This window comes from Stutzerimonas stutzeri, assembly GCF_019090095.1.
Lineage (GTDB): Bacteria > Pseudomonadota > Gammaproteobacteria > Pseudomonadales > Pseudomonadaceae > Stutzerimonas > Stutzerimonas stutzeri_AN.
Genome location: NZ_JAGQFP010000001.1, coordinates 916,221 through 940,955, shown reverse-complemented (window position 1 = coordinate 940,955; position 24,735 = coordinate 916,221). Strand labels below are relative to the sequence as shown.

15 protein-coding genes are annotated in these 24,735 nt (G+C 52.5%); 8 read left to right on the top strand and 7 right to left on the bottom strand.

Annotated features, from left to right (window positions below; all coding sequences use genetic code 11):
* Nucleotides 1-326 precede the first annotated feature (326 nt).
* From dpdE to dpdD, 8 genes are read left to right on the top strand one after another with little or no spacing between them, the layout of a single operon-like run.
* Nucleotides 327-3,608 carry a protein DpdE gene (dpdE, locus tag KVO92_RS03975; protein ID WP_217474377.1) on the top strand — a complete coding sequence of 1,094 codons (3,282 nt, stop codon included), beginning with the start codon at nt 327-329 and terminating at the stop codon, nt 3,606-3,608.
* A complete protein-coding gene (dpdF, locus tag KVO92_RS03970) occupies nt 3,605-6,199 on the top strand; it encodes a protein DpdF (RefSeq protein WP_217474376.1) in 2,595 nt (864 codons plus the stop codon). The genes dpdE and dpdF overlap by 4 nt, the downstream gene beginning before the upstream one ends.
* A complete protein-coding gene (gene dpdG / locus KVO92_RS03965; protein ID WP_217474375.1) occupies nt 6,196-7,146 on the top strand; it encodes a protein DpdG in 951 nt (316 codons plus the stop codon). Before dpdF ends, dpdG begins: the two co-directional genes overlap by 4 nt.
* The gene (dpdH, locus tag KVO92_RS03960; RefSeq protein WP_217474374.1) at nt 7,143-10,247 is read left to right on the top strand and encodes a protein DpdH; all 3,105 of its coding nucleotides are present in this window, start codon (nt 7,143-7,145) and stop codon (nt 10,245-10,247) included. The genes dpdG and dpdH overlap by 4 nt, the downstream gene beginning before the upstream one ends.
* Complete coding sequence (gene dpdI / locus KVO92_RS03955) at nt 10,238-10,954, top strand: protein DpdI (RefSeq protein WP_217474373.1); 717 nt, start codon at nt 10,238-10,240, stop codon at nt 10,952-10,954. Before dpdH ends, dpdI begins: the two co-directional genes overlap by 10 nt.
* Before the next feature lie 15 nt (nt 10,955-10,969).
* The gene (gene dpdJ, locus KVO92_RS03950) at nt 10,970-15,538 is read left to right on the top strand and encodes a protein DpdJ (RefSeq protein WP_217474372.1); all 4,569 of its coding nucleotides are present in this window, start codon (nt 10,970-10,972) and stop codon (nt 15,536-15,538) included.
* The gene (gene dpdK / locus KVO92_RS03945; RefSeq protein WP_217474371.1) at nt 15,535-16,068 is read left to right on the top strand and encodes a phospholipase D-like domain-containing protein DpdK; all 534 of its coding nucleotides are present in this window, start codon (nt 15,535-15,537) and stop codon (nt 16,066-16,068) included. Before dpdJ ends, dpdK begins: the two co-directional genes overlap by 4 nt.
* On the top strand, nt 16,065-18,332 hold the full coding sequence (gene dpdD / locus KVO92_RS03940; RefSeq protein WP_217474370.1) for a protein DpdD: 2,268 nt from the start codon (nt 16,065-16,067) through the stop codon (nt 18,330-18,332). The genes dpdK and dpdD overlap by 4 nt, the downstream gene beginning before the upstream one ends.
* Before the next feature lie 54 nt (nt 18,333-18,386).
* On the opposite strand, the gene KVO92_RS03935 is transcribed toward dpdD, so the two are convergent.
* The 7 genes from KVO92_RS03935 to KVO92_RS03905 form a co-directional block, all read right to left on the bottom strand.
* Nucleotides 18,387-18,767, bottom strand: a complete 381-nt coding sequence (locus KVO92_RS03935; RefSeq protein ID WP_217474369.1) for a 6-carboxytetrahydropterin synthase — start codon at nt 18,765-18,767, stop codon at nt 18,387-18,389.
* A gap of 68 nt (nt 18,768-18,835) precedes the next feature.
* On the bottom strand, nt 18,836-19,468 hold the full coding sequence (gene queE / locus KVO92_RS03930; RefSeq protein WP_125851321.1) for a 7-carboxy-7-deazaguanine synthase: 633 nt from the start codon (nt 19,466-19,468) through the stop codon (nt 18,836-18,838).
* On the bottom strand, nt 19,465-20,169 hold the full coding sequence (queC, locus tag KVO92_RS03925; protein ID WP_254621278.1) for a 7-cyano-7-deazaguanine synthase QueC: 705 nt from the start codon (nt 20,167-20,169) through the stop codon (nt 19,465-19,467). The genes queE and queC overlap by 4 nt, the downstream gene beginning before the upstream one ends.
* A gap of 11 nt (nt 20,170-20,180) precedes the next feature.
* Nucleotides 20,181-21,254, bottom strand: coding sequence for a DGQHR domain-containing protein DpdB (gene dbpB / locus KVO92_RS03920; protein WP_077172201.1), 1,074 nt, complete (start codon nt 21,252-21,254; stop codon nt 20,181-20,183).
* Nucleotides 21,238-22,548, bottom strand: a complete 1,311-nt coding sequence (dpdA, locus tag KVO92_RS03915; protein WP_217474367.1) for a tRNA-guanine transglycosylase DpdA — start codon at nt 22,546-22,548, stop codon at nt 21,238-21,240. The genes dbpB (KVO92_RS03920) and dpdA overlap by 17 nt, the downstream gene beginning before the upstream one ends.
* Complete coding sequence (dbpB, locus tag KVO92_RS03910; RefSeq protein WP_217474366.1) at nt 22,545-23,672, bottom strand: DGQHR domain-containing protein DpdB; 1,128 nt, start codon at nt 23,670-23,672, stop codon at nt 22,545-22,547. Before dbpB (KVO92_RS03910) ends, dpdA begins: the two co-directional genes overlap by 4 nt.
* Nucleotides 23,669-24,604 (bottom strand): hypothetical protein, encoded by a 936-nt coding sequence (locus tag KVO92_RS03905; RefSeq protein ID WP_217474365.1) that lies wholly within the window; start codon nt 24,602-24,604, stop codon nt 23,669-23,671. Before KVO92_RS03905 ends, dbpB (KVO92_RS03910) begins: the two co-directional genes overlap by 4 nt.
* Nucleotides 24,605-24,735 lie beyond the last annotated feature (131 nt).

Genomic DNA, 24,735 nt, shown 5'->3' with positions numbered 1-24,735 from the left:
TCGTGGGATTGACCACGACGGGAGCACTCTAGCCCGGGGGTTTTAGGATGGCAACCTACTGTGGCGTAGTTGGGGGGGGAGTGGTCGAGGTAGACGATCAGGATAGGTTCCAACCATACTGGCAGAAAAACATCGCCTGCAGCTTTTTTAGGTTGATCAGTGGATAAGATTTGATCCTGCACTGTCCCGTGAGTGGCATGGGGCTTGTTGAATATCCGCTCCGATTGCAGAGCAGCAACTCATAGGCGACTGTCAGGGAAACATCGGCAGCTAGGGAAGTGCCAAAGCTACTTCTCCCGCTCTGGTTTACAGACGCAAGAGGCATCATGTTCTGTTTAGTGAAGGATTCCGAAAGAGATGGCCTGTGCAAGCTTGTGCACCGTGAGGGCACGCGCGCCTTGGTTGAATATTTCGATTACCCAGCGAGCGATGGCCGGCGCCGTACGGAGGTCCCGTTTTCTTCAGTCATGCCCAAGCGATTGGGACGTAACACCCGAGTCTTCACTTACGACGAACTGAGCGATCAGTGGCGCATCGGGCGGGTGCGCGAGGATGATGGGGAGGGCGTCGAGGTCCGACTAGCTGACAAGGTTGATGTCTATCTCGACTACGACCAGGTGTTCGTCCGATGGAAGCATCCGATTCAGGATCCAGTCGACTTCCTAAGCAACTTCGTTACCGAAACACCACTTTTCGCCGAGGCACGTTCAGGGTTCTTAAGGAATTATCTTGAGCAGCGAGGGAGTGCGTTTGGCATTTCTGCCCTGCTTTCGTCTTCCATTGAGTTGGAGTCGCACCAAGTCGATGTTATTCGACGTGTTCTGACCGATCACTCCCAGCGCTATTTGCTTGCGGACGAGGTTGGCCTCGGAAAGACCATCGAGGCAGGCGTCATCATCCGTCAAGCTGTGCTCGACGATTTACGTAACCATCGAGTACTCGTGCTGGTCCCGCCTGCGCTGGTTACCCAATGGCAGAATGAGTTGATCGTTCGCTTTGGGCTTAGTGAATTCATCGGCGAATCAGTGTTGGTATTGGCGCAGGAAGATAACGAGCAATTGCGCGAGGTGCTGCCCAACCTATCTATGCTTGTCATCGACGAAGCGCATCACTTGGCCGATCCTCTTGCCGGCGAAGCTACGCAAGACTTATACCGTGTAATTAGCGACGTGGCGCAGCATATCGATCGTTTGCTACTTCTATCGGCGACTCCCATTTTGCGCAACGAGCCTGGCTTCCTCCGTATGTTGCATCTCTTGGATCCGGTGGTTTACCCGCTAGATGACCTAGAGAGTTTTCATGCCAAAATCGTCAATCGGCAGGCTCTCGCTGAAGCGGTTGCTGCCTTAGATCCAAGTAATTCATTTTTCATGGATAGTGTGCTTGAAGATTTGAGCGAGAGAATTCCGAATGACTCGCGCTTGGTGCAATTAGCAGGGGCACTCAAGGAGAAATTACTAGAGTTGCCAGATGAGGATGATCCGGAATTTTGCGCATCTGTACGGCAACTGAGAGCTCATATCTCCGAGACTTATCGTCTTAATCGTCGCATTCTGCGCAATCGACGTAGCCAAGTTGGAGGGCTAACTCCCGAACGCAAAGGAGTACAAGTCTGGAAGGTTGGAGATTCTGCCATGGCGCGGCTCGAATCAGTTCTAGAGGACTGGCGTGTTAGTGCCTCATTGTCGATCTATCAAGAAGGTAACGTTGCCGCACAGGAGTTGGGAGCATTCTACTGGAGCGCGGTTTGCGCTCTTTTTGAGGATCTAATTGGCCTTCGTCAGCTTTGTTTGGAACGCCAACGTGGTATCGGGAGCGATTCGATCTCGTCTTTTATTGGAGAGGAGGAGTTTCTCGAGGCGGTCATTTGTGCGATTGACAACGATGAGTGGATGGCGACACGACTCGATCAATTGTATAGGGGGATACGATTGCTGCCGGAGTCGACTAAGGTGGTGGTTTTCTGCAGCAATGAAACCGTAACAGATAAGGTCTTTGCTTACCTAAAAAGCAACGGAATCTACACGGTCCGACACAATATTAATATTGATGAATCTACTGAGGCTAGTTGGCGAGATTTTCTAACTGATTCCTCGATTCGAGTCATCGTCTGCGACCACAATGCTGAAGAGGGCATCAACCTGCAGGGCGGGAACAAGGTCTTGGTGCATTTTGACCTCCCACTACAGCCCAATCGAATCGAGCAGCGTATGGGTCGTGTTGACCGCTATGGCGCTGGCAGTTCGATTCAGTCCTACGTTCTGCTCAATGAATGTGCTCCTATGCAAACAGCATGGTTTGGCATTCTCGATCAGGGATGGGGCATCTTCAACCAGTCTATTTCTAGCCTGCAGTATTTGGTTGAGGCAGAGTTAGGTGATTTGAAGGAGGCAATGATTCATGGCGGCGCAGAGGCACTTGGCGCGCTTCGTGAACGATTGGCTGGCCCCACTGGCCTAGTTGCCCGCGAACTCAAACTGATTGACCAGCAAGACGCACTGGATCAGTTGTCACCTGTGCCTGAAGCGGAGTTGGACGAACTGTTCGAAGTCGACTCGGACTGGAGGACCATACGGGACACAATGATGTATTGGATTGAGCACACCCTTCTGTTCCGCAAGGTAGTCGAACAGATTCGTCCCGGTACCCAACTTGTAGACGAACCATTCCGATTTCATTACTTCTCGCCGGATGGTGACAAAAAACCGCCAACCCTCATCTCTTCGTCAGGGTTCATCGGAGACTTTTTAGGTGCCATTGACTTTGATGCACCTGGCAGTCGTTCGACTCGGCCGCAATCATATCCATACGTTGTACACCGTCCCACTGCCGTTAGGCGCAAGGTTCGCCCGCTACGTTACGGTACAGAGTTCATTGAGGCCATCAAATCGTTTTCTGAAGCGGACGACCGAGGTCGCAGTTATGCAATGTGGCGGCAAGTGTTCGACCATTTCCCGTCTTCAGAAATTCGACTCTGCTTCCGTTTTGACTTTGTGATCGAATCTTGCCTGGACGCAGCAGTTGCAGTTCTGACTGCCAACCAAAAACAGTCGAGCGAAGCAGCAAGAGCAGTTCTGGCAAGACGCGGAGATTCCTTGTTTGGTCCAACGGTGATGCAAGTCTGGGTGGACGAGGACGGAGATGAACTGTCGGAGGATTTTATTGAGCGCTTTTTGATGCCTGAGTACGCAAAGCGGGGCGGAAATGGCTATATCGACAAGAATCTTGAGACACCTTACTTCCGTGCTTTTCGTAGGATGGCGCCGGATACTTTCACTAATTGGAAGGAGCGCTGCGAACGGATGCGTGACCGTGCGCTGGCCATCATGAGGGCTAAGCCAGAATTGAAGGAGCGGCAGCGGAGCGCGCTGGATCGGGCACTGGCCGAAGATGAAGTTCGTTACGCCCAGTTGCAGGCTCGTATCCAGTCTTTGCAGGGGAGGGAGGCGGAAGCTGAGGCTCGCCAACTCAAACTCGAGCAGGCGCTTAACGAAGCGGTTCACCGCGGCATAACGTCACCTTCGGTGAAGGTCGACGTTGCAGGCGTGGTTTTCCTGACCAGCGAACCTGTATCAATCATCCAGCGCCACGTTCAGGAAGACGCATGAGTTTCGGTTTCGATGAGTTGCAGGCTGTCCTCGCGGCCTGGCCGATTGTTGATGTTTGGCCGGAGAAGGTAGATGACAGTCTGCTGGACCGGATCTGCCAAGTACTGGATACGGCGCAAGCCCAGCGCGGTAATACAGCATGGCATGCTGACTTGCAGCCTTTGTTACGGCAACTTTTGCTCCGAACCAGCAACGGCGTGGGCAAAGGTATGAGGCTGCGTGTGCCTGCCGGTAAGGGGTGGCCCGATCGAGCGAGTTGGGCCAACCATGGGATGGATGCGACAGAGGCCGGGTCCTCTGCCTATCTGCTGGCAGCTCGCGAGTGGCATCCAGAGTGGCTTGGTAGTGGGGAGCGTGGTGTCTTCGCGGATGCATTTTCCGATGTGAGAGTGCGCCAGGATATGAAATGCGAGGCCGACCCTTTCATTCGTGATTCCACGGGCTTCACCAACTATTCTTCCCCTGGACAACGAGAGGCGGTCCGCGCGGCCTTCTTGATACCCGAAGGCGATACCCTGATAGTCAACTTGCCTACGGGCTCTGGAAAAAGTCTGGTTGGGCAAGCACCAGCCTTAGTTAATAAAGAGGATGGTCATCTGACGATTTTCGTCGTGCCCACAGTCGCCCTTGCCCTCGATCAAGCTCGTGCTATGGGAAAACTATTCCAGAGTAATGGTCTTTCCCGACCAGATTGGCCATTGGCCTGGCACGGTGGCTTATCGCAAGAACAGCGTGCCGCGATTAGGCAGCGCTTGCGTAATGGTACGCAGCGCATTCTTTTCACCTCACCAGAGGCGCTCACTACCTCCTTGCTACGTGCCGTTTCGGATGCTGCTACAGCAGGCATGCTGCGCTATTTCGTGATTGATGAAGCCCACCTCGTCACCCAGTGGGGCGACGAGTTCCGCCCGTCCTTTCAGGCCTTGGCAGGGCTGCGCCACAGCCTGCTTCGGTTGTCGCCGCGTGGTTTTCGTACCTTGCTAATGAGTGCCACTTTCACGGAGGAAACAGTGGACACTTTGGCGAGCCTATTCGGCCCATCTGAGCGGGTGCAAATGGTATCGGCGGTGCATCTTCGCCCAGAGCCGCAGTATTGGTTCTATAAGGCTTCTTCGCCGCAGGAAAAACAAAACCGCGTACTGGAATCGCTGCGCTATGCGCCGCGGCCATTTATTCTTTACGTTACGAAACGTGAGGAAGTCGCGCAGTGGAACACCACGCTTCGTTGCAGTGGTGGCCTGCACCGCATTGCTACATTCGACGGCGGAACGCCTGACCGCGAGCGGAAGCGCATCATTGAGGAGTGGTCTGCAAATCGCCTCGACGGTATCGTCGCGACCTCTGCTTTTGGTGTCGGCCTCGATAAAAGTGATGTGCGCACGGTAATCCATGCGACGATTCCGGAGACCCTGGACCGTTATTATCAAGAGGTGGGTCGCGGTGGTCGTGATGGCAAGTCCTCGGTTAGCTTGCTTTTATTCGACGATAGCGACTGGATTCTTCCCGAACGACTCGCAAGACCCAGGATTATTTCCGATGAACTCGGCTTCAGTCGTTGGAAGGCGATGTACCAGTCGCGCCAACCAACCGGTGATGAGGCGTTGTGGGAAATCAATATCGACGCCGTGCGCGAAGGGTTGCCGGGGGGGAGCGAATACAACGTTAACTGGAACATGCGCACCCTCATCCTAATGGCGCGTGCTGGCCTCATAGCCCTCGACCTTGAGGTCAAGTGTGACGAGCAGGGCGCCGACCCGGGCGAGGATGCTTCGTCGATGCTAGCGGCCATGGCGAATGTGCGCGTGCGCATCCTCAACGACGGCCATCAGATTCCTGAGGTTTGGGAAAGCTTGGTCACTGCCTCGCGCAACAATACGCTAGTGGCGGCTGAGCGGAACTTGCAAATGATGCGGCAACTGCTGCCGCAGTCCAGTGGGTTGGATCAGCAGATCGGCCAAGAGGTGGGCGCCACTCTTGCGCAGTTGTATCGTATTCGGTCGCCGCGCTGGCCGGTCCAGGTTTCGCAGGTTTGCGGGGGCTGTCCGAGAGATCGCTTCGGCACTGAGAACAGCAGGCACTATAGCGAGCCCATGGTAGTGCCGGTGAATCGCGTTTTGCCATCAACAATGAGCTCCTGGCTGGATAAATTTCCTTGGGTGGACCCCACCTTTGCTTATGTCTTCTATGACGAAAGCCAGTCTAGGCAACAGATCCAACAGTCAATCCTGCAATTTGCAGGATGGTTGGTGCAGTCGTGCGGCGTACGCGAGTTAGCAACTCATCCCTTGACTGCTTTAGTGAGTCAGCCTGAGTGGGGGCGGCTATACCAGCGTACGCGAGATCGGGTGTTGCTACAGCGATCCCTTCAGGAGTGCGATCTGGAACCCTACTCCCCTCTGGCACGATTAACAGTGCTGGAGCCTGACTCACGCCCGGAAACTCTCCGGGATATCCAGATGCTACAAAGACCTTTCCATATCGTGCTCTTGCCATTTGGTATGTTGGATCCTGTTAACCCTACACGTCGTCTCGCCGATGTAAGCCCGAATGCTTTGCATTTGGGCAACCTCACTCAAGTGATAAGTCAATGAGCATTCTCAATCGCGAAAATGATGGCCTACACCCGATAGTGCTGACTTTGGCCGGACTAGTCGCCCGAGAAAAAGTTATTTCTCGCGACGAGTTGATCAGCATTTGTGTCCCGCATGCCAGTTCCGAAATGGAAACCGAAAAAGATTCTGATAAGGGGAAGGTCAAGGGATTGGCCTCTCGGGCCCGTGCTACGTTGGCTCGCTGGGTTGCACTGGGGCTATTCATCGAGAGCGATGACCAAGTTCGCATGGGCGTCGACCTGGCGCGCGGAGAGTCTGTTGATGTGTTTACCGAACGCCTGCCTACGATTTGCCGCAGGCTTGCGTTGCAGCATATGCATGCACTACCGCTCTGGCCCTCAGATGGCAGTATCTCGGAAGAGGCAGTTGGACGCACTGCCGATTTTTGCCGAGGTTTGGCTTGGTGCTTGGCTCAGGATATCTATGCGCTACCAAGTACGCATGGTGAAATCGAGAGTCTGATCAAGTCCCAGGTGCAAGTAGGGCGATTCATTTTTCTGAACGACACGCGTTGGACAGGGTTCCGGTCTTGGGCGAGATTCCTTGGCTTTGCCACTGGAGACGACTCCAGTTTTTTCTGCGATCCAACAGTTGCAGTGCGCGCAGAGTTGAAAGAGGTGATTCAAAAGGACGAGACGGTGCTCGCAGTTGAGTTCGTTTCGCGCCTGGCTGAACGGCTACCGGTGTTGGATTTTGGTGATTATCGTCTCGAGGTAGAAAAGGTGCTGAAGCCTGAAACATGGGTTGCACCCGCAACCGGTCACTTGTCAACTGCGCTGTCATTTGCCTTGCGGCGTTTACAGTTACAGGGAGTGATCAGCCTAGTGACATTGGCCGATGCTGGTTCAAAACTCACACTTGTTGGTCGAGGTGGACGTGCCTGGGAAAGCTTTACCCATGTTCGTCTACTGAGGGACATATCATGAGTCTGTTGGATTATTGGCCTACCCATGAAGAGATTAATCTCTGCATCAACCACGAAGCGGAAGGTGCGCATGATGCTGTCCTGCTGGCGGTACACCAACCTTCGCCTCTAAGTTATCGGCTAATTTCTTCAGGAAAGATTTTTGAGGCGAGTGAGGATGAACTCTTCAAGTACCTGATGACAAAAGACGTGCCATCCGGATCTCATGTGGTACCCATCACTGGTGCATCTGGAGTTGGTAAGTCTCATATGGTGCGTATGTTGGCTGCTCGTCTACAGAACGCGAATGAATATGGTCGCTACGTCACCATTCGCATCCCAAAGAGCGCCAGTCTGCGAAGAGTGATTGAGTTGATCCTGGCAGAATTGCCGGATGAAACGTACGCATCAGTTAAGGATGAGTTTGCTAAGGCGTTTACAGAAGAAATTAATATTGAAGCTGCAGTTGTTAGATTTCAAGGGCAGCTAGATATTGCGCTGGGCGAATTGGCGAAAGAGCTTTTTACTCAGCTTAAAGCTAATCCTAGTAATATGCTGCTGAAGGAGCGTGTCGGACACGCAAGTGAGTTGCCTAAGTTTATGGGGGATCCCGAGTTAGTCGACCATTTTCGCAGCAATGTATTCCCAAAAATCGTCAAGCGCGCCATCGCTGGACAAAGTCAGGCCGATCAGGAAGGGCAAGTTGAGGATTTTCAGGCTGACGACTTCCTTCTGCCGGACTCAATCGATATCACTAAGGCTGCGTCAAAGACTCAATCGTACTATGTACGTACCCTTCAGTTGCGCGAAGGCGAGGGTAGGCGCAATGCTGCACGACTACTCAATGAGAGCAAGGTTGTCGACCAAGCTATTAGCCAGTTATTTAGCCTGCACCAATCTCTAGGTGGTATGACATTGCAAGAGGTCATCCTTGAGATTCGCCGTCTGCTGCTCCAACAAGAGCGTGAGTTGGTGATTTTTGTGGAGGACTTTAAGGCGCTGACCGGCATTCAAGACACGCTGCTCAATGTACTAATCCAGGAGGGCGTGCGGGGCGGTGTCAAGGAGCTCGCGACGATGCGCTCAGTTATAGCCGTCACTGACGGTTACTTAGCCGGCCAAGACACGATCGCTACACGTGCAAAACGTGAGTGGATTGTGGAAAGTCTTTTATCCAGTCCGGAAGAGGTCTTCCGGCGATCCAAAGCACTGGTCGCCTCATACTTAAACGCTGCGCGCTGGGGCTACCGAAATTTGGTGCGTCACTTTGAAATGAACGGTGGTGTAAGTGACAGGCATGGTGCATGGATCGATCCGTATGTCGCCACTGATGATGCCAACGATGTCTCAGTATTGGCTGCTTTCGGGAAGAAAGATGAGATTCCGCTGTTTCCATATACTGAGCAAGCTATCGAGCAATTAACTCGGTCCGCGCTAACTAGAAATAATAACCTGGTTTTTACGCCGCGCTTCATTATTGATAATGTTCTACGTAGCGTACTTTTGCCTGGTCGCCCCGCTTTTGAGCGTGGCCAATTTCCGTCGCCAGATATTGAGGTGCCGGGGACGAATGCGGAAGTCTCACAATGGTTGTCTTCGCTTCCAGTCTCGGAAGAAATTCGAGAGCGGTACCGGCGCGTTGTGGCGATCTGGGGCAATGCTCCGCGTACACCAGCGGATATTGGCCATATTCCGAAGGAGGTATTTGATGCCTTTAAGTTGGATCGGCCGAACATCCAATTTACCCCTAAACCCATTCCTCAACAGATTCCGACAGAGAAGCCCAGTCAGTTACCTACTGACTCACCGCCCAGACCCGATGACGCCTCCTTGATCGAGGCCCTAGAGAGGTGGGTGCAGAATGGGGAGCGCCTTAACCAGACGGTGGCTAATCAAATTCGACAATCGATCGCGTCAGCTATCACTGAGCGAATTGACTGGTCGGCTGAGCGCACTATCAAGTCGCCAATCAAGCCCAAACAGATATCAATTCCGAATGCTGGTGGGGAGGGCAACCTTGATTCTGACCCAATCAAGGTGGCAGATGATCATTCCGACCCGTCCGGGCAATTGCGCTCTGAACTGGCAGCTGTGGTCCGTTTAATTCACCTAAATGGCGGCAAAGTAAATTATGTAGGTAGCGATGATGATTTGGTCTGGATCGGCAATCTTACGGATCGATTGATGCCACAGGCGTTAGCGCTCGTACGCGCTAGCATGCGGCAGAAACTCGGCTTGGCAGTACGATTGCTATCCACAAATAGCCGAATTCTCGGCCTTATAGAACGTTACCGTACACCGGCCAGCCTTGCTGCATTTCTATTCGGATCTCAAAATATTTCCGAGCGCCCGCCCGAATCGGCATCTGCTGAATTTAGTGAGTGGCGTGCCTTGCAGGAGCAGGCATTACGTATACGCCCTGACTTGATCCAACTTGTTGCATCCTACTGCGGCAGTTTCCAGGGCACTACTGGTAAGATTCCCTATGCCATGGATATGGTGAGGGTATCCGAGAGCTTATTGTCAGATGGCGAAATGATCAATCCGAATTCGCTCGACTTGATCACTGTCGAACTGAAGCAAGCATTGGCGATCATGAGCGAAGCGCGTGTAAAGGCCCAGGCACGCAAAGTATTGCAGGGTGCAAGTAATATCCGAACCAGATTAGTCGCAGAGTTAGGTGAAAACTTCGATAAACAAGAGGTTGCAGAAGAACTCAGGGCACTCGCAGAGCAGTTGAGGGCGTCTGGTGTATGGAATTCGGACGAGATTGGTATTAGCCATCCGGCTTTCAAAAGTTTGTGCGAGGAGTTCCGCAGCGGAGCTTTGCGAGAAGCACTTTCTATGCTTGCTAATTCGGTAGAAGGGGACGAAGGGCAGAGCGATGACCAGTTAGTCAGTCGCATGGGGCGATTTGATATTCATCCACTCATCGTGGCGTCGCGGTTTGCTGAAGCGGCGCGAAAAGTGGTGCGGGCCTCAGATAAGCGCGCCAGAGGGTTGGAAGTGCAGTTTCAGGGTGTGGACCCGCAGGAGCAGACCAGTGAGATTCTAAGCTTATTTGAAAGCCTAGCGAATGAAATAGATTCACTGGTAGTGGAGGGAGAAACTGCATGCTCTTAAAGGATGCACGGAGTGTTCGCGAGCGTTTGATGCGTGCTGAGGCTGCCAGCAGCGGCATTGAGGAAGCTGAGGCTTTGAGGGCCAAGCGAAGTGAACTACAGGCGCTGGCAGATCGAATCTTAGCCTTAGCGCGTCGTAATGCCATGCTCCGGGAAATGAGCGTGCTGCTTACTCCGGTTCCTGGTGTTGACAAGGCAAAGCAAGTGATCAACCAGATCAGTGCTCGCTTTGCCGAGTCGCCGAAGGCTGCCACTTTGGTAGAAAAACAACGCTGGAGCAAACTGGTATCGACGCTCACCGAGTTCACCGCCTCGGCAGAGGCCTTACAGAAACAGGATTGGAAGGTCTACTTCAGTAGCAAGTTGTTTGCTGGAGTCCCTCCTGAACAACGTAAGCAGACTATCGTGCAGTCTCTGCCGGAAAACCGGAAACTTCTAGAGCGCTATGCAAACTTGTATCAGCGTTTTAATCAATACCGTAGCAACATCCCTAGTACTATTGAAGTTCTGAGGGAGGTTCACGCGCACTCTGATGAGTTGGCCACTATTCGGTTTCTTGAGAATGACGACGTTCCAAAATGTGTAAGGGATTTCTTTAACGCAACATCATCGGGGAGTGGAGCGGATCTCGACTTTCTGACTCAGGAAGTTATTGAGTGGCTGCGCACGAATAATATGCTCACCAACTACGTAGTCCGGGCACGCTAAGCGAACGGGGTTATTTTGGAAGCACGTGAACGTTTTCTTGCTTCGGTGTTGGATAGCATCGAAGAGCGTGAAGTAAGGCTGCTGGCCTGGGGCATCGTCGATGGTAACTTCAGCCATGAAGAAATCAGCGATCTACTCAATCCCCTGATTGACATTGCCATAAGTGCTGGCCTCGAGGATTTTTTCTCCGTAGAGAGCGTCCTTGCGGAACTACTGCAGCGCAAATGGATAACTCAGGTGCCTAGAAATGGTGGCGCCATAGGTTACCGATCACGCATGGCGGAAACCGTGCGCTTACTTCAGCGCTTGCGGCAGTTGTTTCCGAAACACGCAGGATCCACCGGATGGCAGCACGCACCTAGCTTAGTCGCCGACTTTCGTTTTCTGCGTCGTCGCCGTCGCTATCCGGCGCGCGACATCCCCGTCGAAGAGGCTTTGCTCATGATCGGCGAGGTGGCCTCAAGTCCAGCGCTGTTGGCAGCTGTGCGTTCTCTGCTAATGCCATCTGGCCGTATGCTCAGTCTGTCCGGCTTTCAAGTCCGTGCAGCGGAGCGCATATTGCGTGCTATCGAAACAGGGGTGGAGTTGGCAACCATCGTTTGTGCAGGTACTGGCAGTGGTAAGACTCTTGCCTTCTATGTGCCGGCGTTAGCGTCGATCTATCGCCATCTGTTGATGGAGGACAAGTCCAAGCGCTGGGTCAAGGCGATCGCTATATATCCTCGAACAGAGTTGCTCAAAGATCAACTGCGTGAAGTCTTTCAGCGGATACGTTGCCTACAAGCCGGTGTACCACAAGAGGACAAGGTGTCGTTCTGCGTTGGGGCCCTCTATGGTGATACCCCGCATTCCGCAAAGTTCTGCGATTGGCCAAAAATAGGTAATGATCGAGTTTGCCCGACTCTTCCGTGCCTCGACTGTGGCGGTGAGTTGCGGTGGTTGCACAAGGATCACAGCGAGGGCCGCGAACGATTAGTGTGTGCCTGCTGTGAATCGGTGTTAGATGGCACCGTGTTCCCGCTCACTAGGGAAGCGCTTAAAAGTTCCGTACCGGACATCCTGTTCACCACTACCGAGATGCTAAACCAGCGCCTCTCGGACAGTTCCATGATGCATCTTTTTGGCGTTGGCCCCAAGGCACTGCATGCCCCAGAACTAGTATTGATGGACGAGGTACACACTTACGAGGGCAAGCATGGCGCTCAAGTGGCTTACCTCATGCGGCGCTGGCAACGTCTGCTTGAGCAACCGCTGCGCTTTGTGGGTTTGTCGGCGACCCTGCGCGAAGCCTCGCAGTTTTTCTCCGCGCTGACCGGTTGTCGCCCTAACCTTGTAAACGAAGTGTCGCCGCGTGCTGATGAGATCGAATTCGAAGGCGCCGAATACATGATTGCCCTGCGAGGTGACCCGGTGTCTCGCACGGCACTGCTTTCCACTACCATCCAGGCTGCCATGGTGTTACAGCGCTGCCTCGATCCCAAATCTGCGCGGCTGGAAAAGTCGGTCAGCCACGGTGCTTTCGGCCAACGCACCTTCGTCTTCACTGACAACCTAGATGTGATCAATCGTCTGTATTTCGACTTACTCAGTGCAGAGGGGCGCAATAGCTATGGTGACCCGGACATGCGTCATGCGCCTGATGGTGGACTGGCAGTGCTGCGTGAGGCAGGACCATCACTCTTGCGTTATGCCAACGGGCAAGATTGGCGCTTCTGCCAAGACTTGCATCAGGGTCTCAAGCATCGCTTGGCGGTAAAGCGGGTTAGTTCCCAGGATCGTGGTGTTGATGCCGACGCAGACGTTATTGTTGCCACCGCTGTGCTGGAAGTGGGATTCGACGATCCAGTCGTCGGCGCGGTGATTCAGCATAAGGCACCGCGCGGTATGGCTGGATTCCTGCAGCGAAAGGGGCGTGGCGGCCGCACACGTAATATGCGTCCCTGGACAGCGATCGTGCTGTCTGACTATGGCCGCGATCGTGTTGCTTACCAAAGTTACGATTTGCTGTTCGACCCGGAATTGCCGGTCCGTACACTCCCCTTGGCAAATCGATACATTACCCGGATGCAAGCGGTGTATGCCACGATCGATTACTTAGCACTGCGAATGCAGGATGCTTCTGCAGGTAGCGTTTGGAGCGACCTGAGCGGTGGCCAAAAATTCAATGCGCATCGGCGCCAGCGCTTGGTACGGGAATTAAGAAATATTCTTGAAACCGAAACGGGCACAAGACGTCTCTCAGACTATCTACGCCGAGCGCTTCGCCTTTCAGATGAAGAATTATCGGCAATCTTGTGGGAGTACCCGCGACCGCTTCTAACAACCGTGTTACCGACTGCGCTCCGTCGCCTAGCGACTAGTTGGAGTGCAAACGGTAACCCACAACAGGACTACCAAGCATATAACACGCCATTACCGGACTTTATTCCAGGTTCTCTTTTCGCTGACCTCAACTTAGCAGAGGTTGTCATCGATCTGACAGATCCGCACTCGACAAGCCCTTTTAATACTTCAGTGATGTCAGTGTTCGCTGCAATGCGCGAGTTCGCACCTGGCCGCGTAAGTAGGCGCTTCGGTGTGCGCTATCGTACTGAGCGGCATTGGATCGCACCGTCGCCGAACTTCCAAAGTGAACCGGGCATTAGCAGCGATATCTTCGGCCTTGATATCGACGCCATAGGCAGTCACGAACCGTTAGGGGAGTATCTGGTACGCCGCGGTGATAAAACGGTTGCGCTGCCTGTATACCGCCCGGTGCGTTTGACACCGCAATCACCTCCTACGGAAGTGAAAGACTCGTCGAATGCCTCGTTGGAGTGGCATAGTCAGATTATCGCCACCATCGAGCCCAGTTGGTTGACGCCGCCCCTTGGCAGCCTGTGGGCAGAGATCGTCACCCGTATCGGCTTTTTCACGCATTCACGCCATGCACCAGTAGAGATACGACGCTTCGCACTCGGCGCTTCAGCAGAAATTACTGTCGGTTCGGAGAAGGTTCGGGCCGATACGTTGTTCCAACGTGAAGGCCAGGCGGTGGGCTTGGGGGCGCAATTTTCCGCCGACGGAATGGTGTTCCAGGTCCTAGTACCCACGAACTTGCATTTGCGGCAGCATTCTGAAGATGGAGCGAAGTGGCGTGCTTTACGCAGTGCCCGCTTCATCAACCTTGCGTGGCGAGGTGAGCGATTAGCCATGATACGTAGCCCATTCATGCGTGAGTGGTTAGCTCATATCTATCTGTCTGCCCTTACCTTTGAAGCGATAGTAAGGCAGATCGACTTGGCTGAGGCCGATGCCTCCATTCGATACGGTCAGGCGTCGATTTCGCTACCGGACGTGCTGAGCCTTCTATTCCAGTCGCAAGTGGTCGAAGTACATGGCGACGACATGACGACAGGTAGCCCGGACAAGCTACGGCAGGAGTTGGACGCGTATCTGCGGGATCCCATTGTGACTGCGGAATTGCATGAGTTTGGTGCCATGCTTTGGGAACCGATCGATTCCAATTGGGAGCCGTGGCTACGCGGGGTCTACCATTCCACCCTTGCTGCTGCGCTTCTACGTTCTATTACGGACCTATGCCCGAGTATCGATCCGGAGGATTTGACAGTGGACTTAGACCGCGGCCCAGTCTTTCCAGATCAAGCCGCCGGGTTCGATTCTCAAGTAATGGAGGCTTGGTTTACTGAGCGAAGTCCAGGCGGAAACGGACTGATCGAGGAGTTTATGCGGCGTTACGCGGAGGATCCGCGCCGTTTCTTCGCGACCGTGCGTGCCAATTTGGGCATGGGGGAGTTTGAGTTAATCGACCATCAACTCAAGCAAATGGTTACCGTGCTAGCTGAGGACGACGGTAGCGGCGGCTCGGGAAGCGCTGAACTGGTGCGCGAATTCCGTGCTGCTGACAGCCAAGAGGAAATGGCGCGGTCCTTCCGAAACTTACGTCGAACGCTGATGCAGGAAGGCTTCTCACCCTTCCACGGTTTTTTAGTTGCGCTTGGTAACCGAGTATTGCGGCCTGGATCCGGCGCTGCGACTGATCTTTACCTTTCCCGAGCACTAAGTCAGTGGCAAGGCGAGGAGATGCGTATAGGCATCGAGATTGATTTGCGCGTATTTAGCTATTACTTGAGTCAATCGGACGGAATTGACCGTGTCGTGTCCGATATCGGCTCCTCGGCCGGTGGCGATCGCGTGGCCTGGCGCATTGGCGCTATTTCCGGCCTACTGTGGCCCCGCGGTCGGGCGATACGTCAGTCCGCACTACAAATAAGGAATCCGTTCACTGAATTGCCCTTAATCGAGCGCCTGTTAGTTGCTGAGACGATCGGCGACGATCGCGCCTGCATATCAGTTCTGGACGCTGATTGGTTGGGACAGACTGCCGAGCAACTCACCAACGGTCGTCAGGTTACGCTGACCTGTCCTGAAGACGAACGTGCTCGTCTGGCTGCGGCGCTCAATACACTGGTAACCAATCCAATCGAGTCAGGCTATTTGCGTGCATACGCCCGCCTCCAAGGAATCCGTCAAACCCAATCCATGATAGAGGCTGATATCGAACTCGTTGAGGCGGTGCAATGAACATTCTCTACAGGCGAATTTTCAAGACGCAAACTACTGGAGTCACGACTATCCAGGAGTTGCTGCAGACCATGTTCGTGGCGGAGGTGTTGCAACCTGGCGACGAGATTTGGATCGTTTCTCCCTGGATCAGCAATGTTGTCTTGATCGACAATCGTTCCGGTAGTTTCGATGCCCTCAATCCCGAGTGGGGAAGGCGCGAGATCCGCCTCGCCGACGTGCTCGTGACGTTGATGAACCACGGAACGAGGGTCAACGTCGTGACCCGCAACGAAGCTAGCAACGATGCCTTCCGTACCCGGATTGCCGACCTGGTTCGTGAATGCTGTCTGGAAGATCAGATAGACGTACATATTCACGACCAATTGCATACCAAGGGCATTTTGCTCACGCGCTGCCTTTTGATGGGCTCAATGAACCTGACCTATAGCGGCATGGTGATCAACGACGAATGGGTCGAATACTCGCTCGACCAGCACGACCTTGGTCGCACCCGACTTGAGTTTGTCCGCTATAGGGGGAGCGCATGATTTACCCGATTCCACCTAAGGAACAATTCTGGCTAGAGCGTTTCTTCTCAGGTCGCAATGCGCTGCACTGGGAAACCATCGCCGGCAGCAAAGCACCGGCGGCATGGCTGGAGCAGGTTGGCCCATGGATTGCCGCTTTTGTTAACCAAGACTCCAAATCACCTGTTGTTTTACCTGTGTTCGATGCTGATGGTCCGTCTCAGTGGTATGCAATGGCTGAGAGTGAGGCCACGGCAGTCGCATTGGCGCAGGAACTGACAGCTGTTGTTGGCCCCAGTTATAGCGACTTCCGTGGACAACCGATTCAGGCCGCTAGTACTGACGAAATCGAATGCGCGCTGCAGGACCGTTTTGGCCGTTTCGTTTTCCGCATAGGGCCGGTGAATACGGCGGCGCGTGGCGAAATTACGCAAGCCTTGCAGTTGTATCTCAGTTTGCTGCGTCGTCGCCCAGAAATCCCAGACCGTACCCAGCGTCCGTTCGGCAAGATTCGTGCGGAGTTTGATCGGGCGCTCTTGGTCGGCAACGAGGCGGATGCTCGATACTTATGCGACGAATTGATCGCTAGCGGTCGTATTGACGCGGAACAGCACAAGTATTTGGAAATTCGCATGCTGGCCGGACTCGGCCGCCAGCATCAATTGGCACACAACTACTCGCTGATCAAGTCCGTTCTTGGTCTGTCGTTACCGGCCCAGACCATCACTGACTTGGTCGAGGCGCTTTATTTAACCTATATCACCGCCATCGAGAATGATCCGAATGTCGACGCCATCCTGGCAGTATTTCGGGACGAAATTTCTCGGCACTTTGGCACTCTGTTTCGGGAGCGGAAAGGAATACGTCAGCCCAATGTGCTGAAGGCCTTTCTGCTTTATGAATTAACACAGGATGAGCCAAATGTAGGTCGCTGCGAGGCCATTGCTGCCGCTTATCCGGTCTCTGCAGGGCGCGAACTAATCGCGCGTTGGTCCAATCGATTTGCGTCTGTTAAGTCGTCCGGGACTGATGCATGTGTATTGGCAGGTCAGGCCTTGGTTGACGACGACTATGAGTTGGCCTCGCAGTTGTCGTTTGATGCCTTGCCCGCAGCATGGGCATATAGCGTCTTGCTACGTTGCGCGGTGGAGTTGGATGATGCTGAAATCACTCGACGGGTGCTTACGGCGATAAACACTGCATCAGAGGATGTGCGGGCAACCTGGACAAAGCGTGACTTGGCCAGGCTGCAGCAATTGCAGTCGGAGTCAGTGGACACCGCTGAGATGCAAAACGGATCGCAAGAGCGGCCTGATACGAATTGGCTGACTTGGATTCGCTATGTCGAAACCGGTCGCTACGATCGGCCACCACTGCATATCCTTGAGGAAGCGCTCCTGCGATGGAACCCAGAGGTCTACGCTTCAGACCCAGAAAGCTGCCGCCAATTGGCCGAGAGGATCGGCAATGCTACTGGCGAGGCGGAGCATGTGTTTCGCGATGCCTTCGCGGCGTTAGTTGAGTTCTTTGTAGATCGCCAGACTCATCCAGTGCGGGGGTTCATTCCTCTTTACTCAATGCTGATCCGCATCGTTGCATGGAATGGGGTGGTTTCGGCCAACGAACTTGAACTGGCCTCTATTCTCATGCAGGCGTTGATCAGCCTTGGTCCGTCGAAGGACGATTACCTCGAAGCGCTCGATAGCTATGCTGAGATAGTTACAGCTAACACTGCACCCAGTAACATCGACTGGGCACTTAATGCGGCTGAAACACTGGTCTTGCATGGCTCTCCTGACAGCGAATCGCGACTGCGTTTTTTTATGGCAGTTGTAGATATGGCGCGCACCCACGCTCACCGCCTCAAGCCGGAGCAATATGCGATTCTGTCTCTGCTGGCAAAGGATTACGGTTGTGCCAATTTGTTGGAGGCCTTCCCCTTTAAGGAAGATGATCACGCGGATACAGTTCCGTATGCAGATTTCTCCGGTCTGATCGGCATCTATACCCTAACTGAGCCGGCTGGGCAGCGCGCACGTCAATTTCTGCGAAAGATCTTACCTCTGGCTCGGGTGGAGGTGAACGCTGACCTTGTGGCAACAGAAAAGCTTAAGAATCTGGCGGCGACAGCCGACATCTTCGTGTTTGCCTGGAAGAGCAGTAAGCATCAAGCTTACTACGCTGCGAAGGAAGCCCGCGGCGACATGGAAACCCTTCTCCCAACTGGAAAGGGGAGTGCTAGCATTTTGGGGTGTATCTTGAGCGAAATCGAGCGAAGCTTCTGAAGTTTAGGATCGTAAAGATCCCAGCGCTACGAGAATTGTCGAGTGCGTGATCCGTCAGAGTAGATTCCTTGTCCAGCGCAAAACGCAGCGATCGCCGCTGGCTCGGCGCTCGATCATAACGGCGCATAGGCCTGGTACCGAGTCTTCCAGTTGTGCACGAATAAAAGCACAGAGATTCTCGATAGTGGCAGATCCTAGACCTTGAACTTCATCAAGGAATCGGTGATCTAGCATTTCTTTTACTCTGGCAATTTCACCGCGCAGATAGCCAAGATCTATAAGCATCCCGGAGGTGGGATCCGGTTGACCAGCGACGGTAACCTCTGCTTCGTAGGTATGTCCGTGGATACGTAGGCTGTCCTCGGTCTCGATGCTGCGATTCAAGGTGTGGGCTGCCTCGAAGAAAAAGCGCTGCGATAGTTCGTACACGGTCATGCAATCAGTGGAGGGCTTAACAGCAACCCCTGGCATACATTCTCTGGGTGCAGTTGCTAGCGAGGACATCAGCGGATCTCCAATATCTTGTGTGTTTGTACGGAAAGTCGCCATTTAGTATTGGCCTGACAATAAGCAATGGCAGAGCGGGTATTTTGTTTCTGCATTGGCCCATCCATAGGTTGCAGTAGGTAGTACTGAAAGTCGCTATCAGAGATGGTATCTGGGAGTAGGCCAGGCTGCGGATAAACGAGTTTTAATTCGTGGCCACTACGCTGCACCCAGTCGGCCCCAGCTTTAGGGCTAACACAAATCCAATCGATCCCCGCCGGTGCCAGAATGGTCCCATTGGTCTCGACAGCGATTTCGAATCCCTGATCATGCAGTGCTGCAATCAGGGTTTCATCGACCTGCATTAACGGTTCGCCTCCTGTGAGCACGACATAGCGATGCTCCTGGGCAGCAGGCCATAGTGAGGAAATTCGCTCGGCCAAGGACTCTGCGTTCAAGTACTTGCCCCCCAAGGTTCCGTTGGTGCCCACGAAATCGGTGTCACAGAACTGACAAACGGCCCTAGAGCGGTCAATTTCCCGACCACTCCAAAGATTACAACCTGCAAATCGACAGAACACCGCTGGTCTGCCAGCCCGAAGCCCTTCGCCTTGCAGGGTGTAGAAGATCTCTTTGACGCTGTAGGTCATGCGTAATTGTCTCGCTTGAATGCTTCGAAGCCGGTGCGGCGCAACTCGCAAGCAGGGCATTCGTTGCAGCCATATCCCCAGTCGTGTCTGTGTTGGCGGTCTCCGAGGTAGCAGGTATGGGTCTCTTCTTGAACTAGTTCTACAAAACTAGATCCGCCAAGGCTTTTGGCTAACTCCCAGGTTTCTTTTTTATCCAGCCACATCAGAGGAGTCTCAATAACTAATGGCATGTCCATGCCAAGGCCGAGAGAGACCTGCAACGATTTCAGGGTGTTGTCTCGGCAATCTGGATAGCCTGAGTAGTCCGTTTCGCACATCCCACCCACAAGCGCGCTAAGCCCTCTTCGATAGGCAATGGCGGCAGCAAAGGTAAAGAAAAGCAGATTACGTCCGGGGACGAAGGTGTTGGGCAGGCCGTTCTCCTTGAACTCGATCTCCTTTTCAGATGTCATCGCGGTATCACTGATCTGGCCAAGAAGTTTCAGGTCAAGGAAGTGATCGTCCCCTAATTTTTCTCCCCAGCGAGGGTGGTCAGTTCGAAGGCACTGGAGAACTTGACGCCTGCACTCGAGTTCAACATTGTGGCGCTGTCCGTAATCGAAACCAATCGTTTCAACACGATCGTATCGATCTAGCGCCCATGCAAGGCAGGTCGTGGAGTCTTGACCTCCGGAGAAAAGAACTAGTGCGTTCTTGTGCATAGTGACCTCCATTAAACCTTCATCTCGGTTTGTTTCTGTCGGTATTCTTTTCTGACTTTTTGAGTTAAGAAGTTTGAGAGTAGTTCGATATCACTTGGGGTATTTTGAACACCATTCCAAGGGCGAATGTCACTCTCAGAAAACTTCCATTGACCACTGGTCCATGCAGTATATTTTTTAAGAAAATTTAGTCCGTCAATGAATCCGTCTTTCTTGGATGTGCCCTGCTTTGCGTAAAGCTCGTCCATTACGAAGCCGAGAGCAATTATCCCAGCGCCGTGTTTTAATCTGGAGTGCCTTGGGCTTAGACCGTTCCATTCGGGGCCAAATACAGTCTTTACGGCATGGAAGAAATTGTTGATTATCTCAAATGAGCGTCCTTCAAAGTCTTCGTACTGCATTAGTTGTTGAATCGCTCCATCGCTGACAGAGTTCATAACTAATTTTTGCATTGCCGTATCACTCAACATTCCTCTTGGATTGGTGTGTTGCTTGACTTCGCAGAAAAGCGAAGAGCCAGGAGTGGAGTTAAGAAGGTCAATAATGCGTGCGGCATACTTCCGTTTAGTAAAACGCTCTGGCAATCCATCAACTGAGGGGAGCAATTCATAGATTAGGGATTTTGGTAGCGGGCGCGCGTTATTAATAAGAACAAACTGTTGTCTCAGTTCGTTATAGTCTTTACAAATTAATGCGGAAACGAATACCTGGAACTCACCTTTCTCCATGGTGGCTAATGCACTGAGGCGCTGCTGCCCATCGACCACGAATCCAGGCTTTTGCTCAGTGCTATCTACTACTACCTCAACAATGCTATCCCCAATATCTTTTATGGTAACTCCATCTAGAAACGCAAGAATCACAGCGTTCGGTAAAAGGGCATCCTCGCGACGAAGATAGTCACGAATTTCCTGAATATGAGAGGCGACCTGATGACGTTGGAATCCACGTAAATGGCCTTCTTCATTTCGGCCGATCCTTTCGATTTCCGAGAAGGCAAGAATTTCTTTCGGGGTCGCGGCAAAAGTAAAGACGTCATGGTTGGGCGCTTGCTTTGCTCGGATGCCTTTAAATCGATAGATCATTTCTTGCCTTTTCTAGAGTGCGTTGTAGGTGTCGATGGTATACGCCCAGATTATGGAACCCTCGACGCTTATTTCTATTGCTTGCCCTGAATATTATCGTTTCGACTCCTGCCGACTGACAGATAGAACATTGGCATTTTTTCCAAGGCTTATCTATAAGAGTAGGTGTTATCAGGCGAATGCTCTTAGCTACTTCTTTTTCAAGCTCTTCCGTAGATGCAAACGAGCCTGAAAGTGTAAGTCGTAAATAGTTGGTTAGAGCACTGATGGTTGCCTCATAGTCAGCTAAGCCTTTGTCGTAATCTCGTAAGGTCTGTAGTGCTATGGCTTCTTTTTCTTGAAGTGCTTCCGCGCTGAGAACGCCCCGTTTAATGCCTTGCATTAGTTTCGGGTTTTCTATTGCTTGGGGGATTCTAATTGCGGTGTAATAGTCTAGTTTGCTTGTTGTGTTTTCTAGATAGTAATTCGATTTTGCGTCTTTAAAGGCTCGAATGAGAGGGGACGTCGAATCGAAGCTTGTGATGCCATAGTTAGTGAACTCGTGGATTCGCTCAGCTTTGGCAAAGCCTAGTAAGTGAATATTAGTCTCCGCCTTGATGCTCGCTCGGAGTTCCTTCAGTACTTCATGTATCTGCTCGACCTTTAGCGGGACCAAGCCACCAATAGCTAGATACCGATACCCCATATCTTCGAGCGATTTTGCAGCTGCTGCCATACTCTTGGGCGACCAGCCCTGAACAGCTCCTAGGGGTTCAAAAGGTCTGCCTGCCTCGTTCGTTAGACGAAGAAATTCTTCTGCGTTAGCAAGTGTTATGTTGTAACGATAGATTATATCGTCATCTTGGTCTTCTGCAGGCGGATTGCTTGAGTCACAATTAAAAATAATGTGGTCAGGAGAGCACCCGTGAGTGAAGCCTCCATCTGCATAGAAATCTACTACTTCGGCAGGAGCGTAGGCAGGGGTGGGGTGTTCTACGTAAGCAAATGCACCGCAGTCACCCATGACCATTGCGTCTTTAAACTTTTGTTCATTTAGTCGAAGAAATTTTCGCGCGCCTTCTCTTAAGAAGCGTTGCTGTTCTGCTGTGGAGTAGCGAACTTTAGAGTTAGAAACGCCAGCAGCAGGGCGTACTGCGCTCATGGATACAAGTAGTCCGTCATATGGTGCGGGCGACATCATTTCATGGGCATATTGGTCGTCCCAGTATCTTTTCCTTCCCGGCGCATTGCGGTCATTGAGGAAGTCGTATCCGGGATCAACGTAATCTTGTGTGTCAGCGTATAAGAATTTCATGCGCGCGAACTATTCATGTATATACGAAGTAGCGTGTCTTGTAAGTGCTTAATATCCTGGGGTGTGCTTTGTATTTCATTCCAGGCAACATTAAGTAGCGGCCACTTCCCCGAGGACCAGGCGCAATGGGGGGCTATTTTTTCTACTTCTTTGCGTATGAGGTTGTAGTCGGCTTCTTGTCCGCTTATCTTGGCGCAAACAAGGTCCATGATATAGCCCATTGCCGCAATTCCTGCGGAATGCATTAGGCGGCTCTCTTTAGGGTCTAGTGCCCAGTCATTAGGGAAGCATTCTTTAACAGCCCGCCAAAATAAAATTAACAGTTGATACATTGCTTCAACGTCGGTTTTTTCTTCATCGTTTGACTTATAGGGGTACAGCGCCCCAAGAGGGTTGGTCATGCTGGTACGGATCATCTTTATGATCGCGGTATCTGTGACTACAGCTTCAGAAGTCTCTTTGTCTGAGGAGAGTTTTATAAGTCGATAAAGCGGCGAGCGAGGATCTCGGTTTAGTAAGCCGCATAATTCGGCAGGCGCCTTTCGAGCGCTGAGTTCTCGCGGCAGGAGTATGGTTCCTGTTTCTGGTAGTAACTCGTTGATTAACCTTGTGGGTAATGGTTTGGCTTTGTTGACTAGAATAAATTGCTCACGCTGGGTGGTTAAATTGTCTGATACGAATCCGACAACTGGAACTGGTAAGTCCGCATTATCTGCTTTTGCTAGTGCCAAGGCACGTTGTTGGCCGTCAACGATCCAGGCTGATCGAAGACCTTCAGCATGAAGCGGGATTCTTAAGGTGCCAGCCTGTGCAATACCTTCATCGCCTGTGGGTTTGCTGCCGCGAGATGCCATAAATTTTATTTCAGGCGACAGTGCTAGAATAATGGCGTTAGGGAAAAGTACATTACCTTGATTCAGGTAATTAATAATCCCTTTTACATGGCTGCGTATTTCGGGTCGCTGAAATCCTTTGAGGGTGTCACTGTCGTCCCTTGAAATTCGGCTAATATCAGCGATACGTACCAAGTCAGATCCGCGAATAAAGAGCGCGTAAACGTCTAAGTTATCGCCTTGGGTAGTGCGCAGCGCGCGCACAACAATTTCTTGATTTTTTCCGCTCATACTTTACTCCGTAGCATGCTGCGGCTTTTCAGTTCTAGCCATAAACCCCTGAAGCGAGATTGCTCGCATGCAACCAGTGCATCGTCGCGTAGATAGCGTAGAAGGCGAGAGGAGTTACCCTTCTGAGCATCCCATGCTTCGACCATTAACGCTTTCACTTCTTCATCTGAGGCGCGGCGTCTCTTTATGGTGCCTACTAGCGGGAGTGCAGACATGGCGGCGCTGACGGCTTGGTAATCTGCACTGACGGGGTTAGTAGAGGCATTGGTGAGTTCGACAAAGTGTCGCATAGCCCTTTGTGGGAAGTCGGCCCGGGTGCCAGCGAATCGCGAGCTTTCAAGGCGATCGTCATAAGGCATAGCCAAAGAGCGGAATTGCTTCGGTAGTCGTTCAATACCGGGGCGTGAAGTGAAGAATCTCAGTTTGGACCGGTCGTCAGTCGCGATCTGTTCTAGATCGTTCGCGACTAGGTCGATGTAGTTCGCCGATAGCGCTATCAGGATGCGTTTAATGTCTGTGCGCTTAGCAAGCGTCGCTAATGGATTAGGGCGTTGCCAGTGATTGTTGACGGCGTCCCACCAGTCTGAAGGGGCCAGACCCATCCGCGCTAGCCATGGGCGAATGGAGTTAGGCTCTGCTGCGACGGTCAGATTGTAAGGCGGACAAGGATGCTCAGCTCCAATCAAGCCTAGACCTGTTGAAGCGAACATCAGTTTCGCATCGAGTTTCTGTGCCACCCATTTCGCGTCTTGCACGCTCCTGCCCGTATACAGCAACTCAGCTGGGTGAGTGGAGGTTCTTGCCTTTACCTGTTGGGTCCAGGTGGCTGCCATGGCGGTCAGCGACTGGGTCTGAGAGGTACAGAGCACCAGTGGGGAATGGCCCCCAAGCCGCTTGCGGTTTGTGCAGTTAGTGATGATGACGATGCTCATGGAAACTGTCGCATCTCTGCTCTGAAGGGTTGCAGTTATTTCTGGGTGTGCAATCCTACCATCGAATAACTGCATGGGTCATCGCTATTGGTCGGCTATGAACGCCATGTCGATACCAGATTTGGCGTGCC